Origin of the sequence: Streptomyces tremellae (assembly GCF_039540215.1) — a bacterium.
Taxonomy (GTDB): Bacteria; Actinomycetota; Actinomycetes; order Streptomycetales; family Streptomycetaceae; genus Streptomyces; species Streptomyces tremellae.
In genome coordinates this window covers 80614-106609 of record NZ_BAABEP010000003.1, presented here as the reverse complement: position 1 = coordinate 106609, position 25996 = coordinate 80614, and the positions used below count along the sequence as shown (strand labels likewise).

Here is a 25996-nt window from a genome sequence, read left to right as displayed (position 1 = left end):
CGGGCGGCGCGCCGAGCGGCGCGGGCCAGGGCGCGTTGCGCGGACGGGTACCGCGCGCCACGCAGGGGTCCGGCCCGGGACGCTCCACGGCCCGAGCGGGCCCGGCTGGCACAATGACGCGCCTTCCCGCGCGGGGACGGGCAGCCCGGCGGACGGGACGAGGCGGCGGTCCCGCAGGCAGGGACGGCGGTCCCGCACGCCGGGACCCTCCGCCTCGCCCGAGGGACCGCGGCGTGTCGCGCGCCGTCCCGCCGCGACACGCCGCCCCACCTGCCTGCCCACACCGATGGAGCCGCCATGATCCCCCGTACCCCAGCCGTCGCCCGCAGGCCCCGCGTCGGGCTCGTCGCCGGAGGTCTCGGCGCCTACTGGCCGCAGTTCCCCGACCTCCTGCCCCAGCTGCGGAAGTCCGCGGCGCGCGTCGCCGAGCGCATGGGCGCCTTCGACGCCGAGGTCGTGGACGCCGGGTTCGTCTCCGACGCGCAGGAGGGCGCGACCGCCGCCGAGAAGCTGCGGGCCGCGGACTGCGACCTCATCGTCGGCTTCCTGACGACGTACATGACCGCGAGCATGCTGGTGCCGGTCGCGCAGCGCAGCGGCGCGCCCGTCCTGCTGGTCAACCTCCAGCCCACCCCCTCGATGGACCACGCCACCTTCGACACCGGGCAGTGGCTCGCCTACTGCGGGGCCTGCCCGCTGCCGGAGATGGCCAACGCCTTCGAACGGGTCGGCGTCCCCTTCCGCTCCGTCTCCGGCCATCTGGAGGACGAGCGCGCCTGGGACCGTATCGGCCGCTGGATCAGGGCGGCGGGCGTGCGCTCCGTGCTGCGCCACGGCCGGCACGGCCTGATGGGCCATCTCTACCCCGGCATGTACGACGTGTCGACGGACCTCACCATGGTCACAGGCAACCTCGGCGGCCACCTTGAGGTCCTGGAGTTCGACGATCTCAGGGTCCGGGTGGAGAAGGTCTCCGACGCCGAGACCGACGCGAAGCTCGCCGAGGCGCGGGACGTCTTCGACCTCGCCGACTCGGTCGCCGAGGACGACCTGCGCTGGGCCGCCCGGGTCGCCGTGGGCCTCGACTCCCTCGTCGCCGACTTCGACCTCGACTCCCTCGCGTACTACCACCGAGGCCTCGACGGCGAGACGCACGAGCGGCTCGGCGCAGGCATGATCCTCGGGGCCTCCCTGCTCACCGCGCGCGGCGTGCCCACCTGCGGTGAGTACGAGCTGCGCACGTCCCTCGCCATGCTGATCGCCGACCGGCTCGGCGCAGGCGGCTCCTTCACCGAGCTCCAGGCCCTCGACTTCACCGCGGGCGTCGTCGAGATGGGCCACGACGGCCCAGGACACCTCGCCATCAGCGAGCGCAAACCGCTGCTGCGGGGGCTCGGCGTCTACCACGGCAAGCGCGGCTGGGGCGTGTCCGTCGAGTTCGACGTACGGCACGGACCCGTCACCCTCGTCGGGCTCGGGCAGCGCCGCGACGGCCGGTACCGGCTGATCGCCGCCGAGGGCGAGGTCGTCGGCGGCCCGCTGCTGCGGATCGGCAACACCACCTCGCGGGTCGACTTCGGACGCGACCCGGGGGAGTGGACCGACGCCTGGAGCGCGAGCGGTGTCGGCCACCACTGGGCCCTCGCCACCGGCCGCCTCCTGCCCGACCTGCGCGCCCTCGCCGACCTCACGGGGCTCGACCTGGTGGAGGCCGGCGCCTGATGGACCGGGCCCGGCCGGCGGGGATCAAGGACGTCGCGGACGCGGCCGGCGTGTCGGTCGGCACCGTGTCCAACGTCATCAACCGCCCCGACTCCGTCACGGACGGCACCCGCCGCCGGGTCCTCGCCGCCATCGCCCGCCTCGGCTACGTCCGCAGCGAGTCGGCGCGCCAACTGCGCGCGGGCAGCAGCCGCATGCTCGGACTGCTCGTCCTCGACATGGCCAACCCCTTCTTTGTCGCCGTCGCGTCGGGAGCCGAGCGCTCCGCGCGGGCCGCCGGGCTCGGCGTCATGCTGTCCGACAGCGCGGAGAGCGCCGAGGAGGAGGCCGCCTATCTGACGCTCTTCTCGGAGCAGCGGGTGCGCGGCGTCCTCGTCACGCCCGCCGACCGCACCGGCGCCACCCTCGGCATCCTGCGCCACCACGGCATCCCCTACGTGTGCGTGGACCGGGTGCTGCCGAGCCGCGAGGGCTGCTCGGTCTCCGTGGACGACCTGGCCGGCGGCGCCCTCGCGGTGCGCCACCTGCTCCTGGGCGGCCACCGCTCCCTCGCCTACATCAGCGGCCCCCCGCACCTGACCCAGTGCCAGGAGCGGTACGAGGGCGCCCTCGCCGCGGTCGCCGAAGGCGGACTGCCGCCGTCCGCGCTGCGCCGCATAGGCGCCGCACGCCTCGACGTCGCCTCGGGCCGCGACGCGGGCGCCCGCCTCCTCGGCACCCTGCCGCTGCCCACCGCCGTGTTCTGCGCGAACGACCTCCTCGCACTCGGTGTGCTCCAGGCGCTCTACGAGGCGGGTGTGCGCGTCCCCCGGGACGTGGCGCTCGTCGGCTACGACGACATGGAGTTCGCCGCAGCGGCCGCCGTGCCGCTCACCTCGGTGCGCCAGCCGGCCCGCCGGATGGGGGAGCTCGCCGCCGACCTGCTGATCGAGGAGACGGGGGAGCGGGCCGGAGCCCACCGGCACCGCGCGATCGTGCTGGAGCCCGAACTGGTCGTACGGGCCTCGACCCTGCGGCCGCGGCGCGCCGCCTGACGTCGCGCCGCACACCGCGGGCGCCCCGCGCCGCCACGCGGACCATCACACTACTGCCGCAGCAACCGTTGCCCCGCGCTCTCGTTGGGGATGCGGGACGCCGTATCGGTGTCCCGTACACCGACGAGCGGAGGACTGCATGGCGGACGCGGCACAGCACGGCGGACGGACCCGGCGCACCTTGCTGCGCACCGTGTTCGGCCTCGGCATGGCGGGCGGCACCGCCGCCGCCCTCGCCCCCCTGGCGCGGGCAGGGCGCACACCGGAGCCCGGAGCGTACGCCGCTCCCGCGCCCGGCCCCGCCGCGCAGGCGGCGCCGGGACGGGTCACGGAGGAGACGTACCGGGGGCGGCACATCCAGGTGCGGCACGCGCCGAAGGAGGCACCGGTCGAGGCGGCGGCGCTGCCCTCGGGCCCGTACCCGGCGACGCCGTCGCACGACGTGCTGATCGACGGCAGGCCGCTGCCGGTGATGCGGCGGGCCGACGGCAGCTACATGACGACCGTCAACCACTACGAGTCGTTCCCCACGCTCACGGCCGCCGCGCGCGCCGCGGTGGACGACCTGCGCGGAGCGCAGCTCGCGCTCGACGACCCGATGCTCCACCACGCCTGACCCTCCGGGAGGACAGCCACCGCATGTACACGAGGAAGAACCAGCGCGACCTCACGGCCGCGGAGAAGCGGGCCTTCGTCTCCGCCGTGCTCGAACTGAAGCGGCGCGGCGACTACGACGGCTTCGTCCGAACCCATGTCGAGTTCTACACGCCGGACGGCGAGACGGGGCTGCGCTCAGGCCACATGGCCCCGACCTTCTTCCCCTGGCACCGCAGGTTCCTGCTGGAGTTCGAGCAGGCGCTCCAGTCGATCGACCCGAAGGTGTCGGTGCCGTACTGGGACTGGACGGTCGACAACACCCCGGCGGCGGCCCTGTGGCGGGACGACTTCCTCGGCGGCACGGGCCGGGAGCGCGACCAGCAGGTGATGACGGGGCCCTTCGCCTACTCCGCGGGCAACTGGACGATCCGCGGCAACGTCACCGACGACCCCTTCCTCACCCGCAACCTCGGCCGCCCGGGGCGCGACCCGATCGCCCTGCCCTCGAAGCAGGAGCTGGAGCGCGCCATGAGCGAGAGCGTCTACGACGTGGCGCCGTGGAACTCGACCTCGGCCAAAGGGTTCCGCAACGGTGTCGAGGGCTGGGTGAAGCCGACCGTCGACCAGCCGTGGCGCAACCACAACCGGGTCCACCGCTGGGTGGGCGGCGAGATGCTGGGCGCGGCCTCGCCCAACGACCCGGTGTTCTGGCTGCACCACGCCTTCGTGGACCTGGTCTGGGACCGCTGGCAGGCGCGCCACCCCAAGGCCGGGTACCTGCCGGCGCGGAAGCTGCCCGCGAGCGACGAGCAGGCGGGCCGGGTGATCAGCCTGGACGAGCCGATGCCGCCGTGGAACGTCAAGCCGTCGGCGATGCTCAGCCACGCGGGGACCTACCGCTACGCCTGACGCGCCGCGACACAGAAGATGCCTCCCGCGCACTGCGCGGGAGGCATCTTCCACGAGGGGGAAAACGGGTGGGCGCCCGCCGGGCGCCCACCCGGGGTGCGGGCCGAAGAGGGCCCACGCGGGGTGTCAGCCGCCGTAGCCGCCGCCGTAGCCGCCGTCGTCGTGGCCGTGGTCCTGGTGGCCGTCCACGTTGGCGCAGGTGTTGCCGAAGCTCGGGTTCAGCAGGCCCACCACGTCGATGGTGTTGCCGCAGAGGTTGACCGGGACGTGAACCGGAACCTGGAGGATGTTACCGGACAGGACACCCGGCGAACCGACCGCGGCGGCACCCGCGCCGGCGTCGGCGGAGGCCATACCGGCACCGGCGGCCAGCACGGCACCGGCGCCAGCCAGAACGGCGGTGGCCTTCGTGATACGCGACATCGAGAATCTCCTTGAACGTTTGTTGCACAGCCGCACGATGTGCGGCCTCACGCACCTTCAACGCCGCAACTCACTGCGGGTAACGGATACGCCGCAGATGGTTGCCGAATGTGTATCGAATGGGTGCACCCCCGCGGAACCCGCGAACCGTTCGGGCGTTCTGTGCGCGTTCGTTCCCCCGGGTCTCGTGCGACAGGCGGCCCCCGGCCGGCCCCTGGGGGGCGGGTCTACGCTGAGCGCACGTTCCGGACCTGTGGCCAGGTGCCGCATCTCGTACGCCGAGAAGGAGATCCGATGAAATTTGATGCGGTCGACCGCGCGCTGCTGCGCGCGTTGCAGGAGGACGCCCGGCAGACCAACCGCGATCTCGCAGCCAAGACGGGCGTCTCGCCGTCCACCTCGCTGGAGCGGGTCAGGCTGCTGCGCGAACGCGGCGCGATCACCGGCTACCACGCGGCCGTGGACCTGGACGCCGTCGGCCGCCCGGTGCAGGCGCTCATCTCGGTGCGCATCCGGCCGCCCGCCCGGCCGGCCATCGAGGGCTTCCGCAACTGGGCGGTGCGGCTGCCCGAGGTCATCGGCCTCTTCGTCACCTCCGGCAGCCACGACTTCCTGCTCCATGTCGCGGTGCCCGACGTGAACGGCGTCTACGCCTTCGTCATCGACCGGCTGACCGAGCGCCGCGAGGTCGCCGACGTCCAGACGACCCTGGCCTACGAGCACGTCAGGACCGCCAGGATCGACCCGGTTCCAGGGGCGGACGAACCCCGCGGGAATAAGTGAGAGCGCCACTGTCATTTAGCTCTGCAGTGGCCCCGCGGCAGCCGGGAGACCGGCCCCGGGCGGACAGGCGCGGCCCCGGGCAACCGGGCGCGGCGCACACCGCAGAGAGAAAGTACGGACATGACACAAACGTGGCTCATCACCGGCAGCTCGCGCGGCTTCGGGCGGGAGCTGGCCGTCGCGGCGCTTGAGGCGGGCGACCGCGTCGTCGCCACGGCGCGCCGCCCCGGGCGCCTCGACGACCTGGCGCGCGCCTACGGCGACCGCGTCCGCACGGCCGCCCTGGACGTGACCGACGCGGCGGCGGCGCGCGCCGCGGTCGGGACCGCGGTCGACGCCTTCGGCCGCCTCGACGTCGTCGTCAACAACGCCGGCTACGCGAACTCGGCACCCATCGAGGAGATCGAAGAGGCGGACTTCCGCGCCCAGTTCGAGGCCAACCTGTTCGGCGTGTTCCATGTGACGCGGGCCGCCCTGCCGGTGCTCAGGGCCCAGCGCTCCGGCACCTTCGTGCAGTTCTCCTCGGTCGGCGGCCGGGTCGGCGGCTCGCCGGGCCTGAGCGCGTACCAGAGCGCCAAGTTCGCCGTCGAGGGCTTCTCCGAGGTGCTGAAGAACGAGGTCGCCCCGTTCGGCGTGCGGGTCGTCATCGTGGAGCCGGGCGCCTTCCGCACCGACTGGCAGGGCTCCTCCATGCGGCGGGGCGCCGTCGGCGCCGACTACGAGGAGAGCGTCGGCGCCATGCACCGCCTGCGGGCGAAGACCGAGGGCGCCGAACCCGGGGATCCGAAGCGCGCGGCGCGTGTCATCCTCGACGTCGTACGCCATCCGCAGCCGCCCACCCGGCTGCTGCTCGGCGCGGGCGCGGTCGCCCTCGCCGGGCGGGCGGACGCCGAGCGCGCCGCCGAGACCCGCGCCTGGGCCGAGGTGAGCAGGTCGGCGGACTTCCCCGACGCCGGGAGCCAGTAGGCTCCCGGCTCACAGGACGAGGGGGTACGGGGCGATGGGCAAGGGACTGCGGCGCGACGCGGCCGACAACCGCGCGCGGATCGTCGAGGCGGCGGCCGCCGCCTTCGCGGAGCGCGGGCGCGCCGTACCGATGGAGGACATCGCGCGCCGCGCCGGTGTCGCCCCGGCCACGCTGTACCGCCGCTTCCCCACGAAGGAGGCGCTCCTCGCGGAACTGGTCGCGGGCTTCTCCGCGGAACTGGCCGCCCTCGCCGAGGGCGCGCTGCGGCTGCCGCCCGCCGAGGGCCTCGACCGGCTGCTGCGCACGGTCGGCCACCGCATCGCCGCCGCCCGCGGCTACCTGCCCCTCGCCTGGGGTGAACTCGCCTCCTCCGAACAGGTCGGCCACCTGCGGGAAATCACTGCCGCTGTCCTGGAGCGCGCCAGGGCTGCGGGGGCGGTGGACCCCCGGGTCACCGTCTCCGACGTCGCCACCGTCGTCTGGGCGCTGCGGGGCGTCATCGAGACAGCGGGCGACATCGCGCCCGCCGCCTGGGAGCGCCACCTCGACTTCGTCGCCGCGGGCCTGCGCCGGGGCCCCGAACGGCTCTCGGCGCCCGCACTCGCCCTCGACGACGTGGACCGCATCACCGGGCCCTGACCACCGGGTCCGCCCTGCGGGGTACCCCGGGCACCACGCGGCGACCGGGCCCGTGCCCACGGGGGACGAGCGCCGGGAAGTGCGCGGGCCCGGATGGCGAGATGGTGGCTGCATGGCCGATGGGGGAGCGCCCGGCGATCCCCCGCACGGGGCGCACAGTGCGACCGCCCGTCCGACCCAGGCGCACGTGCCGGGCCGCATGAACAGTTTCGACTGGGACCTGCGCGCGGGACGGCTCGACCTCGACCCCGCGGCGCTCGCCGTCCTCGGCCTCAGCCCCGACGGGTACGACGGCAGGGCGACCACCGCGACCGGCATGATCCCGCCCGAGGAGGCCGCGAGGCTGCGCGTCAGGGCCCGCCTGGTGCTCAGGCAGGGCGTGGACGGCTTCGGCGCGTACTACCGCGCCCGCGGACACGACGGCGTCCTGCGCACCCTGCACGCGCAGGCGCAGATCCGCCACGACAGCAGGGGCCGCCCGAACCGGCTCGTCGGCGTGGTCCGCGAGGCGGGCAGCGCCGGCAGTCCGGCGGGTGAGATCCCGGGCCGCAGCGGGCTCGTCGAGCGGCTCAGCTTCCTGATGGCCCGTGCGGTGTCCCTCGACGACGTCACCGCCGCGCTCAACGACCCCGAGGTGCTGGGCGGCCTCGGTGCCCTCGGCATGATCCTCGGCGTGGTCGAGGGCGGGCGGATGCATGTGCCCGTCCACCCCGAGACCGGCGTGGACCTGCCGATCCTGGAGCGGTCGTGCCTCGACGAGCCGCTGCCCATGGCGCGGGCCGTCACGGCACGCAGGCCGCTGTTCGTCCGCTCCCCGAAGGAGTACCGCACCGGCTATCCGACGATGTGGCCGCAGATCGAGCCGTTCCCGCCGGGCGCCGGCGCCTACCTGCCGCTGGTCGCCGAGGGCCGGTTCCTCGGCGTGCTGGGGTCCTCTTCCCCGGGCCGCGCTTCTTCCACGAGGGCGAGCGCAACCTGCTGCTCACCCTGGCGGGCGGCATCGCGCAGAGCCTCCAGGGCGCCCTCCTGCACGGCCAGGAGCACGACCTCGCGGAGAACCTCCAGCGAGCGATGCTGCCGCGGGTCGTCCCCGACGTGCCCGGCGCCGTCGTCGCGGTGCGCTACCGCTCCGCGCGGCTCGGCGGGAGCGTCGGCGGCGACTGGTACGACGTGATCCCGCCGGCCGACGGCGGCGTGGGCCTGGCCATCGGCGACGTGCAGGGTCACGACACCGACGCGGCCGTCGTGATGGGCCAGGTGCGCATGGTGCTCTCCGCGTACGTGGCGGAGGGCCACCCGTCGGCCACCGCCCTGGCGAGGACGTCCGTGTTCCTGCGCGAACTCGACACCGACAGGTTCGCCACCTGCACCTATGTGCACGCCGACCTCGCCACGGGCCTGCTGCGCATCGTCCGCGCGGGACACCTCGACGCGCTCGTGCGGCACCGGGACGGCACCTGCCGGTGGATCCCCTCGGCCGGCGGGCTGCCGCTCGGCCTCTCCGCCGAGTTCGCGGGCTCGGGCGCGATCGACTACCCGGTGACCCGGGCGGTGCTGGCACCCGGAGAGACGCTGCTGCTGTGCACGGACGGGCTGGTGGAGGTTCCGGGCACCGACCTGGGCACCCCGATGGGCCTGCTCGCCGGGAGCGTCGCCGCGGGGCCCGAGGGAGTCGAGGACCCCGAGGCCCCCGAGGCCCCCGAGGACATCGACGCGCTCGCAGCCCGGCTGCTCGACAGGGCCGACGACGTCCACGGCGGCGACGACATGGCCGTGCTCCTGCTGCGCCGCGACGACCCGCCGCACCCGGCCACCCGCTGACGGCTGGCGCGGGCCCCGCACGGACCCGGCGCGCCCCGCGCGGTGACGCGTCGTCACCGCGCCGCCGGGGTATCGGCCGGTACGGTCGAGACGCGTCACGGCCTGTTCTTCCCGATGTTCCCCCGGCGCCTGGTTCATTGGCGTGTGCACGGCAATGCTGGCGCGTGACCCCGCCCGACCCGGGGGCGGGGCGCCACTCGCAGGAGGACGCGTGGGACCACGTACCGCAGGCCGGTGTGCCGTCGTCTTCGCCGCCGTGACCGCGCTCGCGGCGGGCACGGCCGCGCCCGCACTCGCCGGCACCGGAGACGATCCGCGCCCCCGCGGCGCCGCCGAGATGCTCAGACCCGTCGCGCCCCCGCCCGCGAGCGCGCTCGCCCCCGGCGGCGCGGGACCCGGCGTCCCCGGGGCGGACGGCATCGTCACCGGCTCCGTCTCCCACCCGGTCGCGCCGGGCGTCGAACTCACCTCGTACGACCGCCTCGAAGCCGACAAGTGGCTGCGGGTCTCCGCCCTCGACGTCGACCTCGACGGTACCGGAGCCCGCGCCGACTACCTCTCCTCCGGCACCGTCACGGGACGTGACACCGTGTCGGACATGGCGTCCCTGCACGACCCGGGGCCCGGCCGCCGCACCGTCGCCGCGATCAACGCGGACTTCTTCGACATCGACGAGACGGGCGCCCCCGAAGGCGGGGGCGTCAGCGGCGGCTCGGTCGTACAGTCCGCGAGCGCGGGCTCCTCACCGGCCCTCGCCTTCGGCCCGGACGGCGCGGGACGCATCCTCCAGCTGTACTTCGACGGCACCCTCACCCTCCCCTCGGGCAAGCGGCCCCTCGCCGCCTGCAACGCCGCCGACGTACCCGCCGACTCCATCGGCGTCTACACCCCCGCCTGGGGCACCGCCGACCGCGCGCTCACCGTCAACGCCTCCACGGGGCCGCTCGCCGAGGCGACCGTGCGCGACGGCCGCGTCGTCTCCGTCAGCGACAGGCCGGGCAGTGGGCCCGTCCCCGAGGGCACCACCGAACTCGTCGGCCGCGAGTCGGGCGCCACCGCGCTCGCCGCGCTGCGCCCCGGCGACCCCGTCTCCCTCACCTACCGGCCCCGCACCGCCACCGGGCCCGTGCCCCGCACCGCGGTATCCGGCCGCGAACCCCTCGTCGTCGACGGCGTCCCGCAGAACCACGAAGGCGAGGGCAACAACACGGCGGCCCCGCGCACCGCGGTCGGCTTCTCCCGCGACGGCAGCCGCATGCAGGTCCTCACCGTCGACGGCCGCCAGGCCGACAGCGCGGGCGTCACCCTCACCGAACTCGGCGCCATGATGAAGAAGGCAGGGTCGTACAGCGCGCTCAACCTCGACGGCGGCGGCTCCACCACCCTGGTCTCCCGCGACCCCGGCAGTGACGCCCTGCACGTCGACAACACCCCGTCGGACGGCAGCGAGCGCGCCGTCGCCAACGGGCTCGCGCTGACCGCCCCGGACGGCAGCGGACGGCTCAGGGGCTTCCAGGTCGGCACCCGCACGCCCGCCGCCGCCGCGCCCACCGCCGACCCCGTCGCCGGCGGCCACCCCGACCGGGTCTTCCCCGGCCTGACCCGCCGACTCACCGCCGCGGGCTACGACGAGACGTACGGCCCCGCCGCCGGCGCACCTTCCTGGCACACCTCGCGGCCGGCGGTCGGCGGCGTCGACCGGCACGGTCTGTTCACCGCCCGCTCCGGCGGCACCGTGCGCGTACGGGCCGTACACGGCGCGGCGCACGGCGAGACCACCCTCCACGTCCTGGACCGGCTCGCCACCCTGCGCCCCACCACTCCGCGGATCGGCCTCGCCGGCGCAGGAGCCACCGGCACCTTCGGGCTCGTCGGCCTCGACGCGCACGGCGACAGCGCGCCCGTCGAGCCGCGTGACGTCCGCCTCGACTACGACCACGCGCTGTTCGCCGTCGCCGACGACGGCGAGGGCTCCTTCACCGTGCGGGCACGCACCGGCGGGGGAGGGGGACGCATCACCGCCACCGCCGCGGGAGTGCGGACCGTGCTCGCCGTCACCACCGGGCTCGAACAGCGGCAGGTCGCCTCCTTCGACGACGCATCCTCCTGGACGTTCAGCCAGGCACGGGCCGCGGGCTCTGTCGCCGCCGCGCCAGACGGCCACACCGGCACCGCCCTCGCCCTCAGCTACGACTTCACCCGCTCCACGGCCACCCGCGCCGCCTACGCCGCGCCGCCCGCGCCCGTCCCCGTGCCGGGGCAGCCGCAGTCCTTCACGCTGTGGATCAAGGGCGACGGGCACGGTGCCTGGCCCACCCTGCACCTCAGGGACGCGGAGGGCACCGACCAGCTGCTGCGCGGCCCCTTCGTCACCTGGACCGGCTGGAGACAGGTGACCTTCACGGTGCCGCCCGGCGTGGCGGCCCCGGTGAGCGTGTACCGCCTCTACCTCGCGGAGACGGACGCCACCAAGGCGTACACCGGCAGGATCGAGATCGACGACCTCTCGGCGCAGGTGCCGCCCGCCGTCGGCCTCCCCCCAGCGGCCGCCCCGCCCGACCCGCTGATCAGCACGGCCGCCGACGCCCGCGGCAGGAGCTGGCGGTTCGCCGTGCTCTCCGACGCGCAGTTCGTCGCCGCCGCGCCGGACAGCGCGATCGTCGCGCAGACCAGGCGCACCCTCCGCCAGATCAGGGCCGCGCGGCCGGACTTCGTGGTCATCGACGGCGACCTCGTGGACGAGGGGTCGCCCGCCGACCTCGCCTTCGCGCACCAGGTGCTCGACCAGGAGCTCGGCGGCGCCGTCCCCTGGTACTACGTACCGGGCAACCACGAGGTGATGGGCGGCTCCATCGCCGGTTTCACGGCCGAATTCGGCCCGGCCCACCGGGTCTTCGACCACCGGGGCACCCGCTTCGTCACCCTCGACACCTCGAGCCTGACCCTGCGCGGCGGCGGTCTCGGCCAGGTCGAGCAGCTCCGCGCCCAGCTGGACGCCGCGGCGGACGACGACCGCGTACGGTCCGTCGCGGTGATCGAGCACGTACCGCCGCGCGACCCCACCCCGCAGCAGGGCAGCCAGCTGAGTGACCGCAAGGAAGCGGCCCTGCTTGAGCGGTGGCTCGCGGACTTCCAGCACCGCACCGGCAAGGGCGCGGTGTTCATCGGCGGGCACGTCGGCGTCTTCGACGCCTCCCATGTCGGCGGCGTCCCCTACCTGGTCAACGGAAACACCGGCAAGGCCCCGGCTGCCCCCGCGGACCGGGGCGGATTCACCGGCTGGTCGCTGGTCGGCGTCGACACCGTGTCGCACGCGGCCCAGGCCGCCGCGCGGCGGGCGCCCTGGCGCGGCGGCCCCGACTGGATCTCCGTCCAGACCCGGCCGCGCGCCGACGCCCTCAGCCTCTCGGCGCCCGCCGCCGTTTCCGCCGGCGGCACGGCCGCAGTGCGTGCCACCCTCACCCAGGACGGCAGGGACGTGCCGGTGGCGTTCCCCGTCAGCGCGGACTGGCGGGTCACGGGCCCGGCCCGCCTCGACCCGGCCGCGGGCACCCTGAAGGCCGCCGGCCGGCCGGGCACCGTCCGGGTGTCGGTGACGGTGAGCGGCACGACGCGCAGCGCGGTGATCCGTGTGACCCGGAGCCGGGCGGCGGCCCGCAGATGAACGGCCCGGGGCGGGTGGGGCCGGTCTCAGTCCCCGTACGGCCCGGGGCCCTCAGCGAGCCGCAGGCCGGAGAAGCGGATGGTGAAGCCCGTGCCGTCCGGCGACGCGCACATCGGTCCCGCCTCCGCCACCGCGTCCGGCGGGAAGTACGCGAGCCGCAGCAGCGTCCCCGGCTCCGCGCCGCCGGTCGCGTACCGCACGGTCACGGTGTCGCCGTCCCGCGCCACTTCTACCGTCACCGGCCCCGCCACCGGGCCGTCCAGCGGCGCCACGCTCCAGTCGGAGGCGCCCCGGGTGACGACGGCGCTGATCTGCCGGTGGCCGTCCACGAACTCGACCCCGGCCTTGATCCAGTCCGCCGCGCCGGCCCGCAGCAGCAGCCCCGCCTGGTCGTACTGGTCGCGATAGCCGCCCGCGAAGGTGACGCGCAGCCGGAAGGCATCCGGCACGGGCCGCAGCAGGGCGTGCCCGGTGTCCCGGACGAAGCCGTAGTGCGTGCGCACCCAGAAGTCGGTGTCGCGGTCCGTGGTGACGGTGAGCCCGCCGCCGGAGGGGGCCGAGCTCGCGGGCGGGTTGAGCCACTGCCAGCCGCTCATGCCGAGCAGCTCGCCGGGGACGTCGGCCCGCGGCGGCGCCTCCCCGGCCGGGACGGCGGGCTCCGCCGCCCGGGTGGAGCGGCCCAGATAGGTCAGCGGACCGGGGTCGGGCACCGCGAGGACCGTGAAGCCGAGCCGGTCGTAGAAGGCGCGCGCGGCCGTGTTGGCCGTGACCGTCGCCAGATGGACGCCCGCCACGCCCCGGGCGCGCAGCGCCCCGAGGAACGTGTGCAGCAGCGCCCGCCCGTGCCCCCTGCGCTGCCACCGGGGGAGGATGTCGATGTGCAGGTGGGCGGGGTGGCCGGCCAGCTCGGGCAGCACCATCCGCTCGGGCGTGTGCAGCAGTTCCGCCACCTCCTCGGCGGGCGTGGCGGGCGCCGCCGCCGGCCGCGGGTACCGGTGCGCGACCCGGGGGGAGCCAGTGCTGCCTGAAGTCCCGTGCGAAGGCCGCGGTGTCGGCCGCGCCCAGCACATGGCCGACGGCCCGGCCCGTGCCGTCGTCCAGAACGAAGGCGAGGCCGGGTTCGAGTTCCGCGTAGGGCGCCGCGAAGACCGAGGGCAGCAGCTCCGGGTCCGCGTACAGGTGCCGGGAGTCCCCGCCCTCGTGCCCGGTGCGCACGCAGACGTCGTACAGCGCGTCGCGGTCCCCGGGCCGGTACGGGCGCACGAAGGCACCGCCGGTGCCGGGCGCGCCGGAAGCACCGGAAGGGGAGGCGGAGGCGGCGGCGGAGTGGGGCATGGCGACCATTCTGCGTTTCTGAGAGCGCTCTCACAAGGGATGTTCCGACGCCTCGCGGACGGCGCAGGACCCCGCCGGGAGGGCGTGGGGCCGGGCCCGCGGGGATGGTTCAGCCCCGGTCCGCCGCGCTCCGCTCCGACGCTCCCTCGGGCGCGAGCACCAGGTCGAACTCGATCAGCTGGAACGGCGCGGCGACCCCGAACCCGGCCGCCCGCTCCGCGTCGTCCACTTCGCGCACCGGCGTGACCAGCTCGCGCTTCACTCCGAACACGGCGTCCGAGTCGAGGTACGGGCTGCCCTCGACGAACAGGTGTGTCGTCACGGGCTGGTGGCCCGCGGCCCCGCCGATGAAGTGGATGTGCGCGGGGCGGTACGGATGGCGGCCCGTGGCGCGCAGCAGTTCGGCGACCGGGCCGTCCTGCGGCACCGGGTAGTGGCGCGGTACGACGCTGCGGAACCAGTACCGTCCTTGGGCGTCCGTCGTGAACAGCCCGCGCAGGTTCAGGTCGGGCTGCACACCCGGCTGCTGCACGTCGTAGAAGCCGTCCCCGTTGGCCTGCCACACGTCGACGAGCGCGCCGGGCAGCGGCGTGCCGTCCAGGCTCCTGACCGTGCCCGCCACCACGCACGGGGTACCGACGTGGTCGAGGGAGATCTCGTCGCCCAGCGGGCGGGGCGGCGAGTCGACCATATGGAAGGGGCCGAGCACCGTGGAGTCCGTCGCGCCCCGGGGCTTGCGGTTGTTGATCGCGTCGACCAGCATCGACACGCCCAGCACGTCCGAGAGCAGGATGAACTCCTGCCGGGTGTCGTCGCACTTCTGACCCACCGCTGTGAGGAAGCGCAGCGCCTTCTCCCACTCCTCGTGGGTGGGCTCCGTGTCCCGGACGAACGCGTGCAGGTGCGTGACGAGGCTGGTGAGCACCTCCCGCAGCCGGTCGTCCCCGGTCCCCGCCCAGGACGCGTTGACCAGAGCGGCCGAGCTCTCCTCGGTGAAGTCGGGGAGAGCGGGAGGGGCGTCACGCCCTGCCGGGGGCGCGGTGCGTGCGGACGGTCCTTGCGCCGCGGCGGTGTCAGCCATGCAGGTGCTTCCTTCCTCCGCCCGCGGGCCGGGGCTCAGCCGCGGGGCGGGATCGCTGCCGTGTCCAGGAAGAACGCGTCGATGTCCTGGACGGAGCGGATGAACTCGTCCAGATTCATCGGCTTGGTCACGTACGCGTTCGCGTGCTGGCGGTACGCGTCCTCGATGTCGTCGGGCGCGGCCGAGGTGGTCAGGACCACCACGGGGATGCTGCCCAGCTCGCCGTCCTCCTTGAGTACCGCGAGCAGCTCGCGCCCGTTCATCCGGGGCATGTTGAGGTCGAGCACGATCAGGTCGGGGCGTTCCTTCTCGGGGTCGCGCAGGTGTTCGAGCGCCGCGAGACCGTCGGTGACGTGCGCGATCTCCCGCGCCATCCCGCGCTCCACCAGCGCGTCCTCGATCAGCAGCGCGTCCGCCGGGTCGTCTTCCACGAGCAGGAGGCTGTACGTACGGTCGTCGGTGAAGGCGTTCACGGCGGGTCTGCTCCTGCGCGGGAAGAGGGAAGGCACGAGGCGGCCGTGCGTGGCCAGGGGCCCAGCTTACGTGGGGCGGCGGCCCACGCGCCAACACCGCGCGCGCCGGGGCCCGGTGGCCGGCCACGGTACGGGCCCAGGGCGCCGCACGCGCCCACGCCCGGCCGAGCCCCCGGGGAACCCGGGCCACGGCCCCGCCCTCCGGCGCGACCGGGTTCCGCGCCGCCGCGTCGCCTGACACGCCGTCACCCGTGCGGCCCGCCCCGCACGCGAACGGGTGCACCCGCCGGGCCGGCCGCCCCGCAGGACACCCCCGGGTGACGGTCTGCGGACCCGGCGGGCGCGCGCCACGCCGGTGCGCCGCCCGCCGCCCGAACCCGCCCCGCGGGCCGCTCGGGCACGGCCCCCGCGCCGCCTGCCGGCGTCCTCCACGGTGCGGCCGGCGCGGCGGCCCGGCCGGAAGACCGGCCCGCACACCGCGGTGGGGCGGGGGTGGCCCACCCCGGGCGCACCCGGTCCAGTGCGCCGTCGCGCGCCCGCTGAACGGCCGACACACCACCCCGCGGGACACGCCGTACGACACGCGTCCGGCCGCCACTCTCATCGGATTCTCAGGTTGCGGAGCCGTGGACCGCCCCGGAACGTGGGCCGCAGTTGCCGCCCCCGGCCGATCGGAAGAGGAGTGTGTCGTGGCGACCCTGTGCAGACCAGCCGTCTCGGTGCCCGAGCATGTGATCACCATGGAGGACACCCTCCGCATCGCCCGGACACTCCATCCGGACCATCCCCAACTCCCGCTCGCGCTCAGGCTGATCGAGAACACCGGTGTCGCCAGGCGGCACCTGGTGCGCCCCATCGAGGAGACCCTGGAGCACCCCGGCTTCGAGGTGCGCAACGCGCGCTACGAGGCGGAGGCGAAGGCCCGTGTCCCGCAGGTCGTCCGGGAGGCCCTGGCCCACGCCGAGCTGCGCGCCGCCGACATCGACATGATCGTCTACGTGTCCTGCACCGGCTTCATGATGCCGTCGCTCACCGCCTGGCTGATCAACACCATGGACTTCCAGGGCCACACCAGGCAGCTGCCCATCGCCCAGCTCGGCTGCGCCGCGGGCGGCGCCGCGATCAACCGCGCCCACGACTTCTGCGCGGCGTATCCGGACGCCAACGTCCTCATCGTCGCCTGCGAGTTCTGCTCCCTGTGCTACCAGCCCACCGACCTCGGAGTGGGCTCCCTGCTGTCCAACGGCCTGTTCGGCGACGCGGTCGCCGCCACCGTCGTACGCGGCAGCGGCGGCACCGGGATCTCCCTGGAGCGCAACGGCTCCCACCTGGTGCCCGACACCACCGACTGGATCTCCTACAGCGTCCGCGACACCGGCTTCCACTTCCTGCTCGACAAGCGGGTGCCCACCACCATGGAGCCGCTGGCGCCCGCGCTGCGCGCCATGGCAGCTGAACACGAATGGGACGCCGGCGACCTCGACTTCTACATCATCCACGCGGGCGGTCCGCGCATCCTCGACGACCTGAGCCGCTTCCTCCACGTCCCCGCCGAAGCGTTCCGCTTCAGCCGCGCCACCCTCACCGAGTACGGCAACATCGCGAGCGCCGTGGTCCTCGACGCCATCCGCCGCCTCTTCGACGAAGGCGGGGCCGCAGACGGCGCCCGCGGCATCGTCGCCGGCTTCGGCCCAGGCATCACCGCCGAGATGAGTCTCGGCCGCTGGAGCAGCCCACCGCCGGGCACGCGGCGCCGGGTCATCGCCGCCACCGTGCGCGGCAGCGGCACCGACCCCGACATCGCTCCGGAACCGGTGGCCTGACATGACGACACACACCCCCGCTCCCGAGGCTGCGGACCCCGGCGAGGTCCGCTTCTGGGACGTCCCCGACCTGCCGGGACTCGAATTCGACCCGTTCCTCGACGAACTCCTGCGCGAGGACCCCGTCTCCCGCATCCGGCTGCCCAACGGAGAGGGCTTCGCCTGGCTGGTCACCCGCTACGAGGACGTCAAGCAGGTCACCAATGACCTGCGCTTCAGCAGGCGGGCCGTCGTCGGGCGGTCCGTCACCCGGCTCGCCCCGCACTTCATCCCGCTGGAGGGCGCCGTCGGATTCGCCGACCCGCCCGACCACACCCGGCTGCGGCGCTCCGTCGCCAAGGCGTTCACCTCGCGCGCGGTCGCCAGGGTCGAGGAGCGAGCCCGCGAGATCATGGAGGGCCTCGTCGACGCCATGCTCGCCGAGGGCCCGCCCGCCGACCTGATGGCGCACGTCAACGGCCCCTTCCCGCTCGCGGTCGTCAGCGAGGTGGTCGGCGTCCCCGCCGACGACGCCCCCCTGATGAAGGGCTGGACCGCGTCCATCCTGTCCGCCGCCCACGGCAAGGAGCACAGCGACCGCGCCAAGGAGGAGATCGGCGCCTACTTCACCGATCTGCTGTGCCGCGCGCGGCCCGGCGAGGACACCCTCGCCGCCCTGCTGTCGCGGGCCGTCGCCGACGACGAGCTGACCCTGCCCGAGGCGGTCGCCCTCGCCGTCCTCATCCAGGTCAGCGGCGCCCACGCGGTCACCAACAACAGCGCCAACATGCTGTACGCGCTGCTCACCCACCCCGGCCATCTGCGGCGGCTGCGCGACGAGCCCGCGCTGATGCCCGCAGCCGTCGAGGAACTCCTGCGGTTCATCCCGCACCGCAACGGCGTCGGCCTCTCCAGGATCGCCCTGGAGGACGTCGCCGTCGGCGGCGTGACCATCCGGGCGGGCGACGCCGTCTACGCGTCGTACCTCACCGCCAACCGCGACCCCGACGTCTTCGCCGACCCGCACACCCTCGACTTCGACCGGGAGCAGCCGCCGCACCTGGCCTTCGGCCACGGCCCGCACTACTGCGTCGGGCCGATGCTCGCCAGGCTGGAGTCGCGCATCACCCTCGACACCCTGCTGCGCAGACTGCCGGGCCTGCGGCTCGCCGTCCCGGCGAGCGAGGTCCGCTGGCGGCGCGGCGCCCTCATCAGAGGCCCCGAGAACCTGCCCGTGACCTGGGACGCCGTATGACCGTTGCTGCCGAGGAACCCGAGAGCAGGAGCACCCCGTGACCGAGCTGACCGTGCCCGCGGAGGACCGCGGCGCCACCCCCGCCGAGGGCCTCGTCGTGCCGCCGGGCGGCGGCAGGACCGTACGCACCGCCGCCCAGGAGGTGACCTACAAGGTCACCGGCGCGCACTCCCGCGTCTCGTCCAGCTTCGAGGTGGTCGTGCCGCCGGGCTTCGACGTCGGCGCCCACCGGCACACGCACAGCGAGGAGCTGTTCTACGTGCTGGAGGGCGAGCTGGACGTCATGGCCTTCGAACCGCGCGTGCTGACCGGCGACTGGCGGCACTGGGAGTCCGCGTCGGGGCTCACCGCCGTACGGGCGCAGCCGGGCACCGTCATCGTCGTACCGCCCGGCTGCCCCCACGCCTTCGCCAACCGCGGCGCGGCGCCCGCGAAGATGTTCTTCCAGGCGTCCCCGCCGTCCGACCACGAGCGCTACTTCGACGAACTGCTCGACATCCTCCAGCAGGACGGCCCGCCCGACCCGGCGGCCATCGACGCGCTGCGCGTGCGCTACGACATCGAGCAGCTCACCCCGCTGCGGCACGACGCCTGAGCCGCCCCCCTGCGGCCGGGCCCCTCCCGGCTCGGCCGCAGGCCCGGGGCGCGCCCCCGGCGCCGACCGGGCCCCGGGGCCTCCCCGGCGGGGCGGACCCCGGGTCCCGCACGCCGCTAGGCTGGGGGATCCACGGCGGCGACGCCGTACCGAGCCCCGAGGAGGGACCCCGCATGGCGGCCACGACCGCAGACCGTCCGCAGCCCCGGGCGCAAGGGCTGCGCAGTCTGCTCGCCTCCGGCCGGCCCTCGTTCTCCTTCGAGTTCTTCCCGCCGAAGACGGAGGCGGGCGAGCGGACCCTCTGGAAGGCGATCCGCCGCATCGAACCCCTCGCGCCGTCCTTCGTCTCGGTGACCTACGGCGCCGGCGGCTCCTCCCGCGACCGGACCGTCGAGGTCACCAAGCGCATCGCGGCCGAGACCACGCTGCGGCCCGTCGCCCACCTGACGGCCGTAGGCCACTCCGTGGCCGAACTGCGGCACATCATCGGCCAGTACGCCGACGCCGGCATCCGCGACGTGCTCGCGCTGCGCGGCGACCCGCCGGGCGACCCGAAGGGGGAGTGGGTCGCCCACCCCGAAGGCCTCACCCAGGCCCATGAGCTGGTCACCCTGATCAAGGAACTGGGAGACTTCAGCGTCGGTGTGGCCGCCTTCCCGGAGATGCACCCGCGCTCGGCCGACTGGGAGACCGACATCCGCCACTTCACGGCCAAGTGCCGGGCGGGCGCCGACTACGCCATCACCCAGATGTTCTTCGACGTGGCGGACTACCTCAGGCTGCGCGACCGGCTCGCCGCGGCGGGCTGCGCCACCCCGATCATCCCGGAGATCATGCCCGCCACCGACGTACGGCAGATCCGCAGGTTCGCCGAGCTCAGCAACGCGCGGTTCCCCGACGACCTCGCACGGCGCCTCGACGCCGCACGCGACGACCCCGCGGAAGGGCACCGCGTCGGCGTCGAGCACGCCACCGCGATGGCCGAGCGGCTGCTCGCCGAGGGCGCGCCGGGGCTGCACTACATCACTCTCAACCGCTCGACGGCGACGCTGGAGATCCACCAGAACCTCGGCATCAGGGACGGCGCCGCCGGGCGGCTCGCGGCCCTGCCCCGCTGACCGCGGGCCCGGCCGGGCAGCCGGGGACCGGCGCCGTCGGCGGGGCCACGTAGCATGCACCTCATGGAGCAGCGTGTATTGGGCAGGACCGGCCGCGAGGTGTCCGTGGTCGGACTCGGAACCTGGCAGCTCGGCGCCGACTGGGGCGATGTGGCGGAGGCCGACGCGGCCGCCGTCCTCGACGCCGCGGTCGGGTCGGGCGTGACCTTCTTCGACACCGCCGACGTCTACGGCGACGGACGCAGCGAGCAGCTGATCGGCCGCTACCTCAAGGGCCGCCCGGACGCCGGCGTGTTCGTCGCGACCAAGATGGGCCGCCGGGCCGAGCAGGTGCCGGAGAACTATGTGCTGCCCCACTTCCTCGCCTGGAACGACCGGTCGCGCGCCAACCTCGGCGTCGACACCCTCGACCTGGTCCAGCTGCACTGCCCGCCGACCGAGGTCTTCGGGTCCGACGAGGTCTTCGACGCCCTCGACACCCTCGTCGAGCAGCAGCGGATCGCCGCGTACGGGGTGAGTGTGGAGACCTGCGCCCAGGCGCTCACCGCGATCGCGCGGCCCGGTGTCGCCAGTGTGCAGATCATCCTCAACCCGTTCAGGCTCAAGCCGCTCGACGAGGTGCTGCCCGCGGCACGCGCCGCCGGGGTCGGCATCATCGCCCGCGTCCCCCTCGCCTCCGGCCTGCTGACCGGCAAGTACACCAAGGACACCGTGTTCGCGGCCGACGACCACCGGTCGTTCAACCGCCACGGCGAGGCGTTCGACCAGGGCGAGACCTTCTCCGGGATCGACTACGAGGAGGGGCTCGCCGCCGCCGCGGAGTTCGCCGCGCTCGCACCCGCCGGCGCCACCCCCGCCCAGACGGCGCTGCGCTGGATCGTGCAGCAGGACGGCGTCACCAGTGTGATCCCCGGCGCCCGCTCGGTCACCCAGGCCGAGGACAACGCGGCGGCCGCCGCCCTGCCCCCGCTGCCGCCCGAGGTGCTCGACGCCATGCGCGACCTGTACGACCGGAGGATCCGCGCCTCCGTGCACGGCCGCTGGTAGCGCCCGCTGGGCCACGGGAGTGAACTCCCGGGCGTGGTACACGACACGGGGTGCGCCACACGCACCGGCTTCCGTGGCTGTACCGCGCCCGGCGATGTAGCGTCGGCGACAGCTGTCGTGGTTCCGAAGTACCGCTCGCCCGTGACGCTTCGTTACGGGCGTTTCTGCTGGTCAGCGTGGACAGGACCAAGGCGATCACCTCCGGGCTGTCGCGCCCCGCGGCGGCCCTCGCTTCCCGGAACAACGGAGAATCGGCATGGCCAGTGGCACCGTCAAGTGGTTCAACTCGGAAAAGGGCTTCGGCTTCATCGCGCAGGACAGCGGCGGTCCTGACGTCTTCGCGCACTACTCCAACATCGCGATGACCGGCTACCGCGAGCTGACGGAGGGGCAGAAGGTCACCTTCGAGGTGACCCAGGGCAACAAGGGCCCCCAGGCGGAGAACATCCTCCCCTCCTGACCCGCACCGGGTCGGCCCCTCGGCGGGCCCCGCGCGACGGACCAGGGCGTGGCCCCGGCGGCACGGCCGCCGGGGCCACGCCCCCGTCGTGCCCGCGCGGCCGGCGTCCCCCTTCTGCGCCACCCCGATGGCGGCATATGCCCAGGCGGGCTCTCATGGAGCGAAGAGGGCGCCGTAGCGGCGTCCGGTGACCAACACGGTGTGTGCCCCACCGTTGTTGCTGTTCGGCAAAGGGAGCCGCGCCCATGTCACGAGATCCGCAGACCGTACGACAGGACGATCCGCGTCCCGAGGAGGCGGAGGAGACCCAGGAGCCCATACGCACACTCCTCTGGACGGCGGCCACGATCCGGCCGCTGGACGAGGTGGCCGCTCTGGTGAGCCTGCTGCGCAGGACCGGCGAGGTCCCGAGCCCCGCGGACGAGGCCCTCAAGGCCGCGGCCGTCGCCCGGCCGCTGGACGAGGTGCGGCAGCTTGTCCTCATGCTCAACGAGCCGCCCGAGCAGCTGGAGGAGGCCGACGCCACCTTGCGTGCGGCCGCGGTGGGCCGCCCGATCGAGGACGTCGCCGAGCTGGTGAACATCCTCGGCACCGAGGAGGGCCAGGAGGCCCCGGCCCCGGTGGCGCAGAAACCGGCGGCCGTGCGCCCGCCCGCGCCGGAACCCGTCACGGCGGTGGCGCAGGAGAAGCCCGCGCCCGCACCGCAGGCGCCGGTGGAGACACCGGCCGCGGCTCCGGCCCAGGCCCCGACGGCGGCTGCTCCCGCTCCGGCAGCACACCGGCAGGACACGGAGCGGTCCGAGGAGGCGGAGCCGCGCACGGACACCTTCCGCTTCGTGCCGCCCACCGTCCAGCGCCACCACGCGCCGCCCGCGCACAGCGCACCCCGCACGGCACGGCAGGACCCCGTGCGCCGCGCGCCCGCGGGCACCGGCGGCCTCCAGGCCCTGCGCTCCGTGCTGCGCTGGCCGGCCGGCGCGGCGCTGATCGCCATCGGCCTTGTGCACCTGCCCAAGGACCTCACCGAGCTGCGCTCCGGCGGCTACGCCGACGCGGTCTCGCTGGTCGTGACGGTGCTGTGCCTGTTCGTCGCGGTCTGGCTGATGGTGCAGGACATGGTGTGGACATGGGCCGCGGCGGCGGTGGCGTCCGCCGCCGTGCTCGTCATCCACTCGATGGTCGGCTTCGGCAGCATCGACCTGCCGGAGAGCAGCCTCGGTGGCTCCTACGCCTGGGCCCGCGCCGTCGCGCTGGTGTGCGCCATCGCGGCGCTCGCCCTGAGCGGGTCCGCGCTGATGCGGCGCCGGGCTGCCGTGGGCGCGAGGGGCGTGCGCTCCTGAGGCGCGCCCCGACCGTACGGCGTCGGTGCCCCCGGCCGGCGGGCCGGGGCACCGACGTGCGTGTCAGCGGACTGCCGGGGTTCAGGTGGCGGGGGCGCCCGTACCGCCGCCCCCGGCGCCCCGCGCCGACAGGGGAGTGGCGATGTCCTCCAGCGACTTGCGCTCGGCCGCCACCGCGAGGAACACCGCGACGAGGCCCGCGGCCACCATCAGGGACGCGCCGATGCAGAACGCGACGACCGCGTCGCCGACGTTCCCGCTGCCGGTCAGCGACGAGAAGACCAGCGGGCCCGAGATGCCGCCGGCCGCGGTGCCGATCGAGTAGAACAGCGCGATCGCCAGCGCGCGCGTCTCCATCGGGAAGACCTCGCTCACCGTGAGATAGGCGGAGCTGGCGCCCGCGGAGGCGAAGAACAGCACGACGCCCCAGCTCACCGTCATCGTCGTGGCGGTGAGCCAGCCCTCGTTGAACACCCAGGCGGTGGCAAAGAGCAGGAGTCCGGAGAGGATGTACGTACCGGAGATCATCTTCCGGCGGCCCACGGTGTCGAACAGCTTGCCCAGCAGGAGCGGGCCGAGGAAGTTGCCCACCGCGATCGCGGCGAAGAAGTAGCCGGTCGAGCCGCTGGAGACGTCGAAGAAGTTGACCAGGATCGACCCGAATCCGAAGGTGATGGCGTTGTAGAGGAACGCCTGTCCGACGAAGAGGGAGAAGCCGAGCACCGCTCGTTTCGGATACCCCGCCACCAGGGTCTTCGCGATCTCCCAGAGGCTGATCGTGCGGTGCTGCTCGACCGTGATGGAGCCGGTCGCCTCGGGCAGGCGCGTCCCCTTTTCCTGCTCGACCTCTCGCTCCACCCCGGAGACCAGGTCCTCGGCCTGCCGCTCGTAGCCGTGGATGAACATCCACCGGGGGCTCTCCGGCACATGCCTGCGCACCAGCAGGATCACCAGGCCGAGTACCACACCGAGCGCGAACGTCAGGCGCCAGCCGAGGTCCTTGGGGAAGATGCCGGTGTTGAGCGCCACCACGGACAGCAGCGCGCCGCCGACCGCGCCGAGCCAGTAGCTGCCGTTGATGATCAGGTCCACGCGGCCGCGGAACTTGCTGGGGATCAGCTCGTCGATGGCCGAGTTGATCGCCGCGTACTCGCCGCCGATGCCGAACCCGGTGAGGAAGCGGAAGAGGAAGAACCACCAGGCGGCGAAGGACAGCGCGGTGGCCGCGGTGGCCGCGAGGTAGACCGCGAGAGTCACCATGAACAGCTTCTTGCGGCCGAACCTGTCGGTGGCCCAGCCGAAGACCAGCGCACCCGCGCAGGCTCCCGCCACGTAGAGCGCCGCGCCGACCCCGGTGACCTGGCTGTCCGTGATGGGCAGGCCGCTGCCGCTCTCGGAGAGGCGGCTCGCGATGTTGCCGACGACGGTCACTTCGAGGCCGTCGAGGATCCACACTGTGCCGAGCCCGATGACGATCATCCAGTGCCACCGGGACCAGGGCAGCCGGTCAAGTCTCGCCGGGACCCTGGTGGTGACCGTCCCGATCTCTGGTTCCGCGGTGTGACTCATGGACCCCAACTCCTGCCCGGCGGCGCCTGCTGTTGTGCGTCGGAGCCGGCGCGCGGGGGGCGCGCCGGTGACGGTTGGCTGCGGTTACCCGATGATCAAAGTGGATAAACCGCCGGAACGCGCGCCTTGTTGGGGCGCGTCGCGGTGTGCGCGACGCGGTGCGGGGCCGATCGGGTGACGCCGCGCGGTGGCTGCGGGCCGGGGTCAGGCTTCGGCTGCCTCCCGGGCGCGGAGCTCCGCACGCAGGACACCGTCCGGGATCTGGAGGTTCCAGGCGGTGATCACCGGCCTGTCGTGCTCGGTGCCGAGCCGCGAGACCGTACCGGTCTCCAGCTTGAACAGGCGCCCGTCCGCGGGCGCGAGACCCAGGTGACGTGCGGTCAGCACCCGCAGGAAGTGCCCGTGCGACACGAGGACCACGTCGTCGTCCGTCTCCGCCCGTGCCTTGCGCACCTCGGCGAGCACCCGGTCGGCGCGCGCCCCCACCTGCTCGGGGCTCTCGCCGGGGTGGGCCGCGTCACCGGGAACCACTCCGTCCGTCCACAGATACCAGTCGGGCCGCTCGCGATGGATCTCGTCGGTCGTGACGCCCTCGTACCCGCCGTAGTCCCACTCGTGCAGGTCGGTGGACACCCGGTAGTCCGTGAGACCGGCCAGCTGGGCCGTGCGCTCCGTACGCCCCAGGGGGCTCACCAGCACCAGGCCCACCGCGCGGTCCGCGAGCAGCGGCGCCACGGCACGCGCCTGGTCCTCGCCGCGTGCCGTCAGGGGGATGTCGGTGTTCCCGGTGTGCTGTCCGGACAGGGTCCACTCGGTCTCCCCGTGCCGTACCAGGATCAGCTCACCCATGGGTCGTGCCACCCGCTTCCGCTCTCGTCTTCCCGTGACCGGGCCGTTTCCGGGAGCGACAACCCGGCGGGCCGCCGCGGCATTCCGGTCCGCCGGGGCCACCCGCCTCCCGGGCCGGGACCGCGGCGCCCTCCCAGTGTCTCCCGCCCCGGCCCGCCGCACAGGGCGGGAATGTCACGCGGAGGGGGCGCGTTACACCGGTCGGCACCACTTGGTGAACATGACATCCATACCGCACCGGCTCGCGGGCGCACCGCAGGCGCCGCGGGTACGGAGCCCGAGCAGGCCGTCAGGAGCACACATGGCACGCAGCGGGACACGCCCCGTCATCACCCTCAGGTCCACCGCGGGGACCGGCCACACGTACGTGACGCGCAAGAGCCGCAGGAACCACCCCGACCGCCTCGAACTGCGCAAGTTCGACCCCGCGGCCGGCGCGCACGTGCTGTACCGCGAGTCGCGCTGATCCGCGGGGGTACCCGACCGCATCCGTCCGCACGCCGCATCCGTCCG

24 protein-coding genes and 1 pseudogene are annotated in these 25996 nt (G+C 74.3%); 18 read left to right on the top strand and 7 right to left on the bottom strand.

Translation table 11 applies throughout. From position 1 onward, the window contains the following. The first annotated feature begins 297 nt into the window (after nucleotides 1-297). From ABEA77_RS04150 to ABEA77_RS04135, 4 genes are all read left to right on the top strand, one after another. Entirely contained in the window at nucleotides 298-1722 is a 1425-nt protein-coding gene (locus ABEA77_RS04150; RefSeq protein ID WP_345641273.1) for an L-fucose/L-arabinose isomerase family protein, read from the top strand. Continuing rightward, nucleotides 1722-2756, top strand: coding sequence for a LacI family DNA-binding transcriptional regulator (locus ABEA77_RS04145; RefSeq protein ID WP_345641271.1), 1035 nt, complete (start codon nucleotides 1722-1724; stop codon nucleotides 2754-2756). Before ABEA77_RS04150 ends, ABEA77_RS04145 begins: the two co-directional genes overlap by 1 nt. Nucleotides 2757-2895: 139 nt before the next feature. Continuing rightward, nucleotides 2896-3372: a tyrosinase family oxidase copper chaperone gene (locus ABEA77_RS04140; protein ID WP_345641268.1), complete on the top strand. Its 477-nt coding sequence runs from the start codon at nucleotides 2896-2898 to the stop codon at nucleotides 3370-3372. A gap of 23 nt (nucleotides 3373-3395) precedes the next feature. Beyond that, on the top strand, nucleotides 3396-4262 hold the full coding sequence (locus tag ABEA77_RS04135) for a tyrosinase family protein (RefSeq protein WP_345641266.1): 867 nt from the start codon (nucleotides 3396-3398) through the stop codon (nucleotides 4260-4262). Between the two features lie 126 nt (nucleotides 4263-4388). Here the strand turns inward: ABEA77_RS04135 and ABEA77_RS04130 are convergent, their stop codons facing one another. Further along, nucleotides 4389-4685, bottom strand: a complete 297-nt coding sequence (locus tag ABEA77_RS04130; protein WP_345641263.1) for a chaplin — start codon at nucleotides 4683-4685, stop codon at nucleotides 4389-4391. A 294-nt stretch (nucleotides 4686-4979) separates the two neighbouring features. Between ABEA77_RS04130 and ABEA77_RS04125 the strand changes: the two genes are divergently transcribed. From ABEA77_RS04125 to ABEA77_RS04100, 6 genes are all read left to right on the top strand, one after another. Beyond that, nucleotides 4980-5468 carry an Lrp/AsnC family transcriptional regulator gene (locus tag ABEA77_RS04125; RefSeq protein ID WP_345641260.1) on the top strand — a complete coding sequence of 163 codons (489 nt, stop codon included), beginning with the start codon at nucleotides 4980-4982 and terminating at the stop codon, nucleotides 5466-5468. 120 nt (nucleotides 5469-5588) lie between these two features. Then, on the top strand, nucleotides 5589-6434 hold the full coding sequence (locus tag ABEA77_RS04120; RefSeq protein ID WP_345641257.1) for an oxidoreductase: 846 nt from the start codon (nucleotides 5589-5591) through the stop codon (nucleotides 6432-6434). A 34-nt stretch (nucleotides 6435-6468) separates the two neighbouring features. Next, the gene (locus ABEA77_RS04115; protein ID WP_345641254.1) at nucleotides 6469-7074 is read left to right on the top strand and encodes a TetR/AcrR family transcriptional regulator; all 606 of its coding nucleotides are present in this window, start codon (nucleotides 6469-6471) and stop codon (nucleotides 7072-7074) included. Between the two features lie 199 nt (nucleotides 7075-7273). After that, the gene (locus ABEA77_RS04110; protein WP_345641251.1) at nucleotides 7274-8248 is read left to right on the top strand and encodes a PAS domain-containing protein; all 975 of its coding nucleotides are present in this window, start codon (nucleotides 7274-7276) and stop codon (nucleotides 8246-8248) included. After that, nucleotides 8170-8895 (top strand): PP2C family protein-serine/threonine phosphatase, encoded by a 726-nt coding sequence (locus ABEA77_RS04105; RefSeq protein WP_345641248.1) that lies wholly within the window; start codon nucleotides 8170-8172, stop codon nucleotides 8893-8895. Before ABEA77_RS04110 ends, ABEA77_RS04105 begins: the two co-directional genes overlap by 79 nt. Before the next feature lie 211 nt (nucleotides 8896-9106). Next, nucleotides 9107-12559: a phosphodiester glycosidase family protein gene (locus ABEA77_RS04100; protein ID WP_425588189.1), complete on the top strand. Its 3453-nt coding sequence runs from the start codon at nucleotides 9107-9109 to the stop codon at nucleotides 12557-12559. A 26-nt stretch (nucleotides 12560-12585) separates the two neighbouring features. Here ABEA77_RS04100 and ABEA77_RS04095 read toward each other — a convergent pair whose 3' ends face one another. The 4 genes and pseudogenes from ABEA77_RS04095 to ABEA77_RS04080 all read right to left on the bottom strand — a co-directional run bounded on the left by ABEA77_RS04095 (nucleotide 12586) and on the right by ABEA77_RS04080 (nucleotide 15448). Further along, nucleotides 12586-13155: a DUF1349 domain-containing protein gene (locus ABEA77_RS04095; protein ID WP_345641646.1), complete on the bottom strand. Its 570-nt coding sequence runs from the start codon at nucleotides 13153-13155 to the stop codon at nucleotides 12586-12588. A 69-nt stretch (nucleotides 13156-13224) separates the two neighbouring features. Beyond that, nucleotides 13225-13894, bottom strand: a pseudogene (locus ABEA77_RS04090) (GNAT family N-acetyltransferase); the annotation flags it as partial. 109 nt (nucleotides 13895-14003) lie between these two features. Further along, complete coding sequence (locus tag ABEA77_RS04085) at nucleotides 14004-14975, bottom strand: dioxygenase family protein (protein WP_345641245.1); 972 nt, start codon at nucleotides 14973-14975, stop codon at nucleotides 14004-14006. A 35-nt stretch (nucleotides 14976-15010) separates the two neighbouring features. Then, nucleotides 15011-15448: a response regulator gene (locus tag ABEA77_RS04080; RefSeq protein WP_345641242.1), complete on the bottom strand. Its 438-nt coding sequence runs from the start codon at nucleotides 15446-15448 to the stop codon at nucleotides 15011-15013. Between the two features lie 689 nt (nucleotides 15449-16137). On the opposite strand from ABEA77_RS04080, the gene ABEA77_RS04075 reads away from it, so the two are divergent. From ABEA77_RS04075 to ABEA77_RS04045, 7 genes are all read left to right on the top strand, one after another. Further along, the gene (locus ABEA77_RS04075; RefSeq protein ID WP_345641239.1) at nucleotides 16138-17271 is read left to right on the top strand and encodes a type III polyketide synthase; all 1134 of its coding nucleotides are present in this window, start codon (nucleotides 16138-16140) and stop codon (nucleotides 17269-17271) included. A gap of 1 nt (nucleotide 17272) precedes the next feature. Beyond that, the gene (locus ABEA77_RS04070) at nucleotides 17273-18505 is read left to right on the top strand and encodes a cytochrome P450 (protein ID WP_345641236.1); all 1233 of its coding nucleotides are present in this window, start codon (nucleotides 17273-17275) and stop codon (nucleotides 18503-18505) included. Nucleotides 18506-18542: 37 nt separating this feature from the next. After that, nucleotides 18543-19100 (top strand): cupin domain-containing protein, encoded by a 558-nt coding sequence (locus ABEA77_RS04065; RefSeq protein ID WP_345641233.1) that lies wholly within the window; start codon nucleotides 18543-18545, stop codon nucleotides 19098-19100. A 173-nt stretch (nucleotides 19101-19273) separates the two neighbouring features. Next, nucleotides 19274-20218, top strand: coding sequence for a methylenetetrahydrofolate reductase [NAD(P)H] (metF, locus tag ABEA77_RS04060; protein WP_345641230.1), 945 nt, complete (start codon nucleotides 19274-19276; stop codon nucleotides 20216-20218). A gap of 54 nt (nucleotides 20219-20272) precedes the next feature. After that, on the top strand, nucleotides 20273-21265 hold the full coding sequence (locus ABEA77_RS04055; protein ID WP_345641227.1) for an aldo/keto reductase: 993 nt from the start codon (nucleotides 20273-20275) through the stop codon (nucleotides 21263-21265). A gap of 256 nt (nucleotides 21266-21521) precedes the next feature. After that, nucleotides 21522-21725, top strand: coding sequence for a cold-shock protein (locus ABEA77_RS04050; RefSeq protein ID WP_345641225.1), 204 nt, complete (start codon nucleotides 21522-21524; stop codon nucleotides 21723-21725). 245 nt (nucleotides 21726-21970) lie between these two features. Then, a complete protein-coding gene (locus ABEA77_RS04045; protein ID WP_345641222.1) occupies nucleotides 21971-23065 on the top strand; it encodes a hypothetical protein in 1095 nt (364 codons plus the stop codon). 81 nt (nucleotides 23066-23146) lie between these two features. Here ABEA77_RS04045 and ABEA77_RS04040 read toward each other — a convergent pair whose 3' ends face one another. After that, the gene (locus ABEA77_RS04040; RefSeq protein WP_345641220.1) at nucleotides 23147-24634 is read right to left on the bottom strand and encodes an MFS transporter; all 1488 of its coding nucleotides are present in this window, start codon (nucleotides 24632-24634) and stop codon (nucleotides 23147-23149) included. A 204-nt stretch (nucleotides 24635-24838) separates the two neighbouring features. Then, entirely contained in the window at nucleotides 24839-25483 is a 645-nt protein-coding gene (locus tag ABEA77_RS04035) for a histidine phosphatase family protein (RefSeq protein ID WP_345641218.1), read from the bottom strand. A gap of 301 nt (nucleotides 25484-25784) precedes the next feature. Here ABEA77_RS04035 and rpmG point away from each other — a divergent pair, with 301 nt between their 5' ends. Further along, nucleotides 25785-25949, top strand: a complete 165-nt coding sequence (gene rpmG / locus ABEA77_RS04030) for a 50S ribosomal protein L33 (protein ID WP_345641216.1) — start codon at nucleotides 25785-25787, stop codon at nucleotides 25947-25949. The last annotated feature ends 47 nt before the right edge of the window (nucleotides 25950-25996 follow it).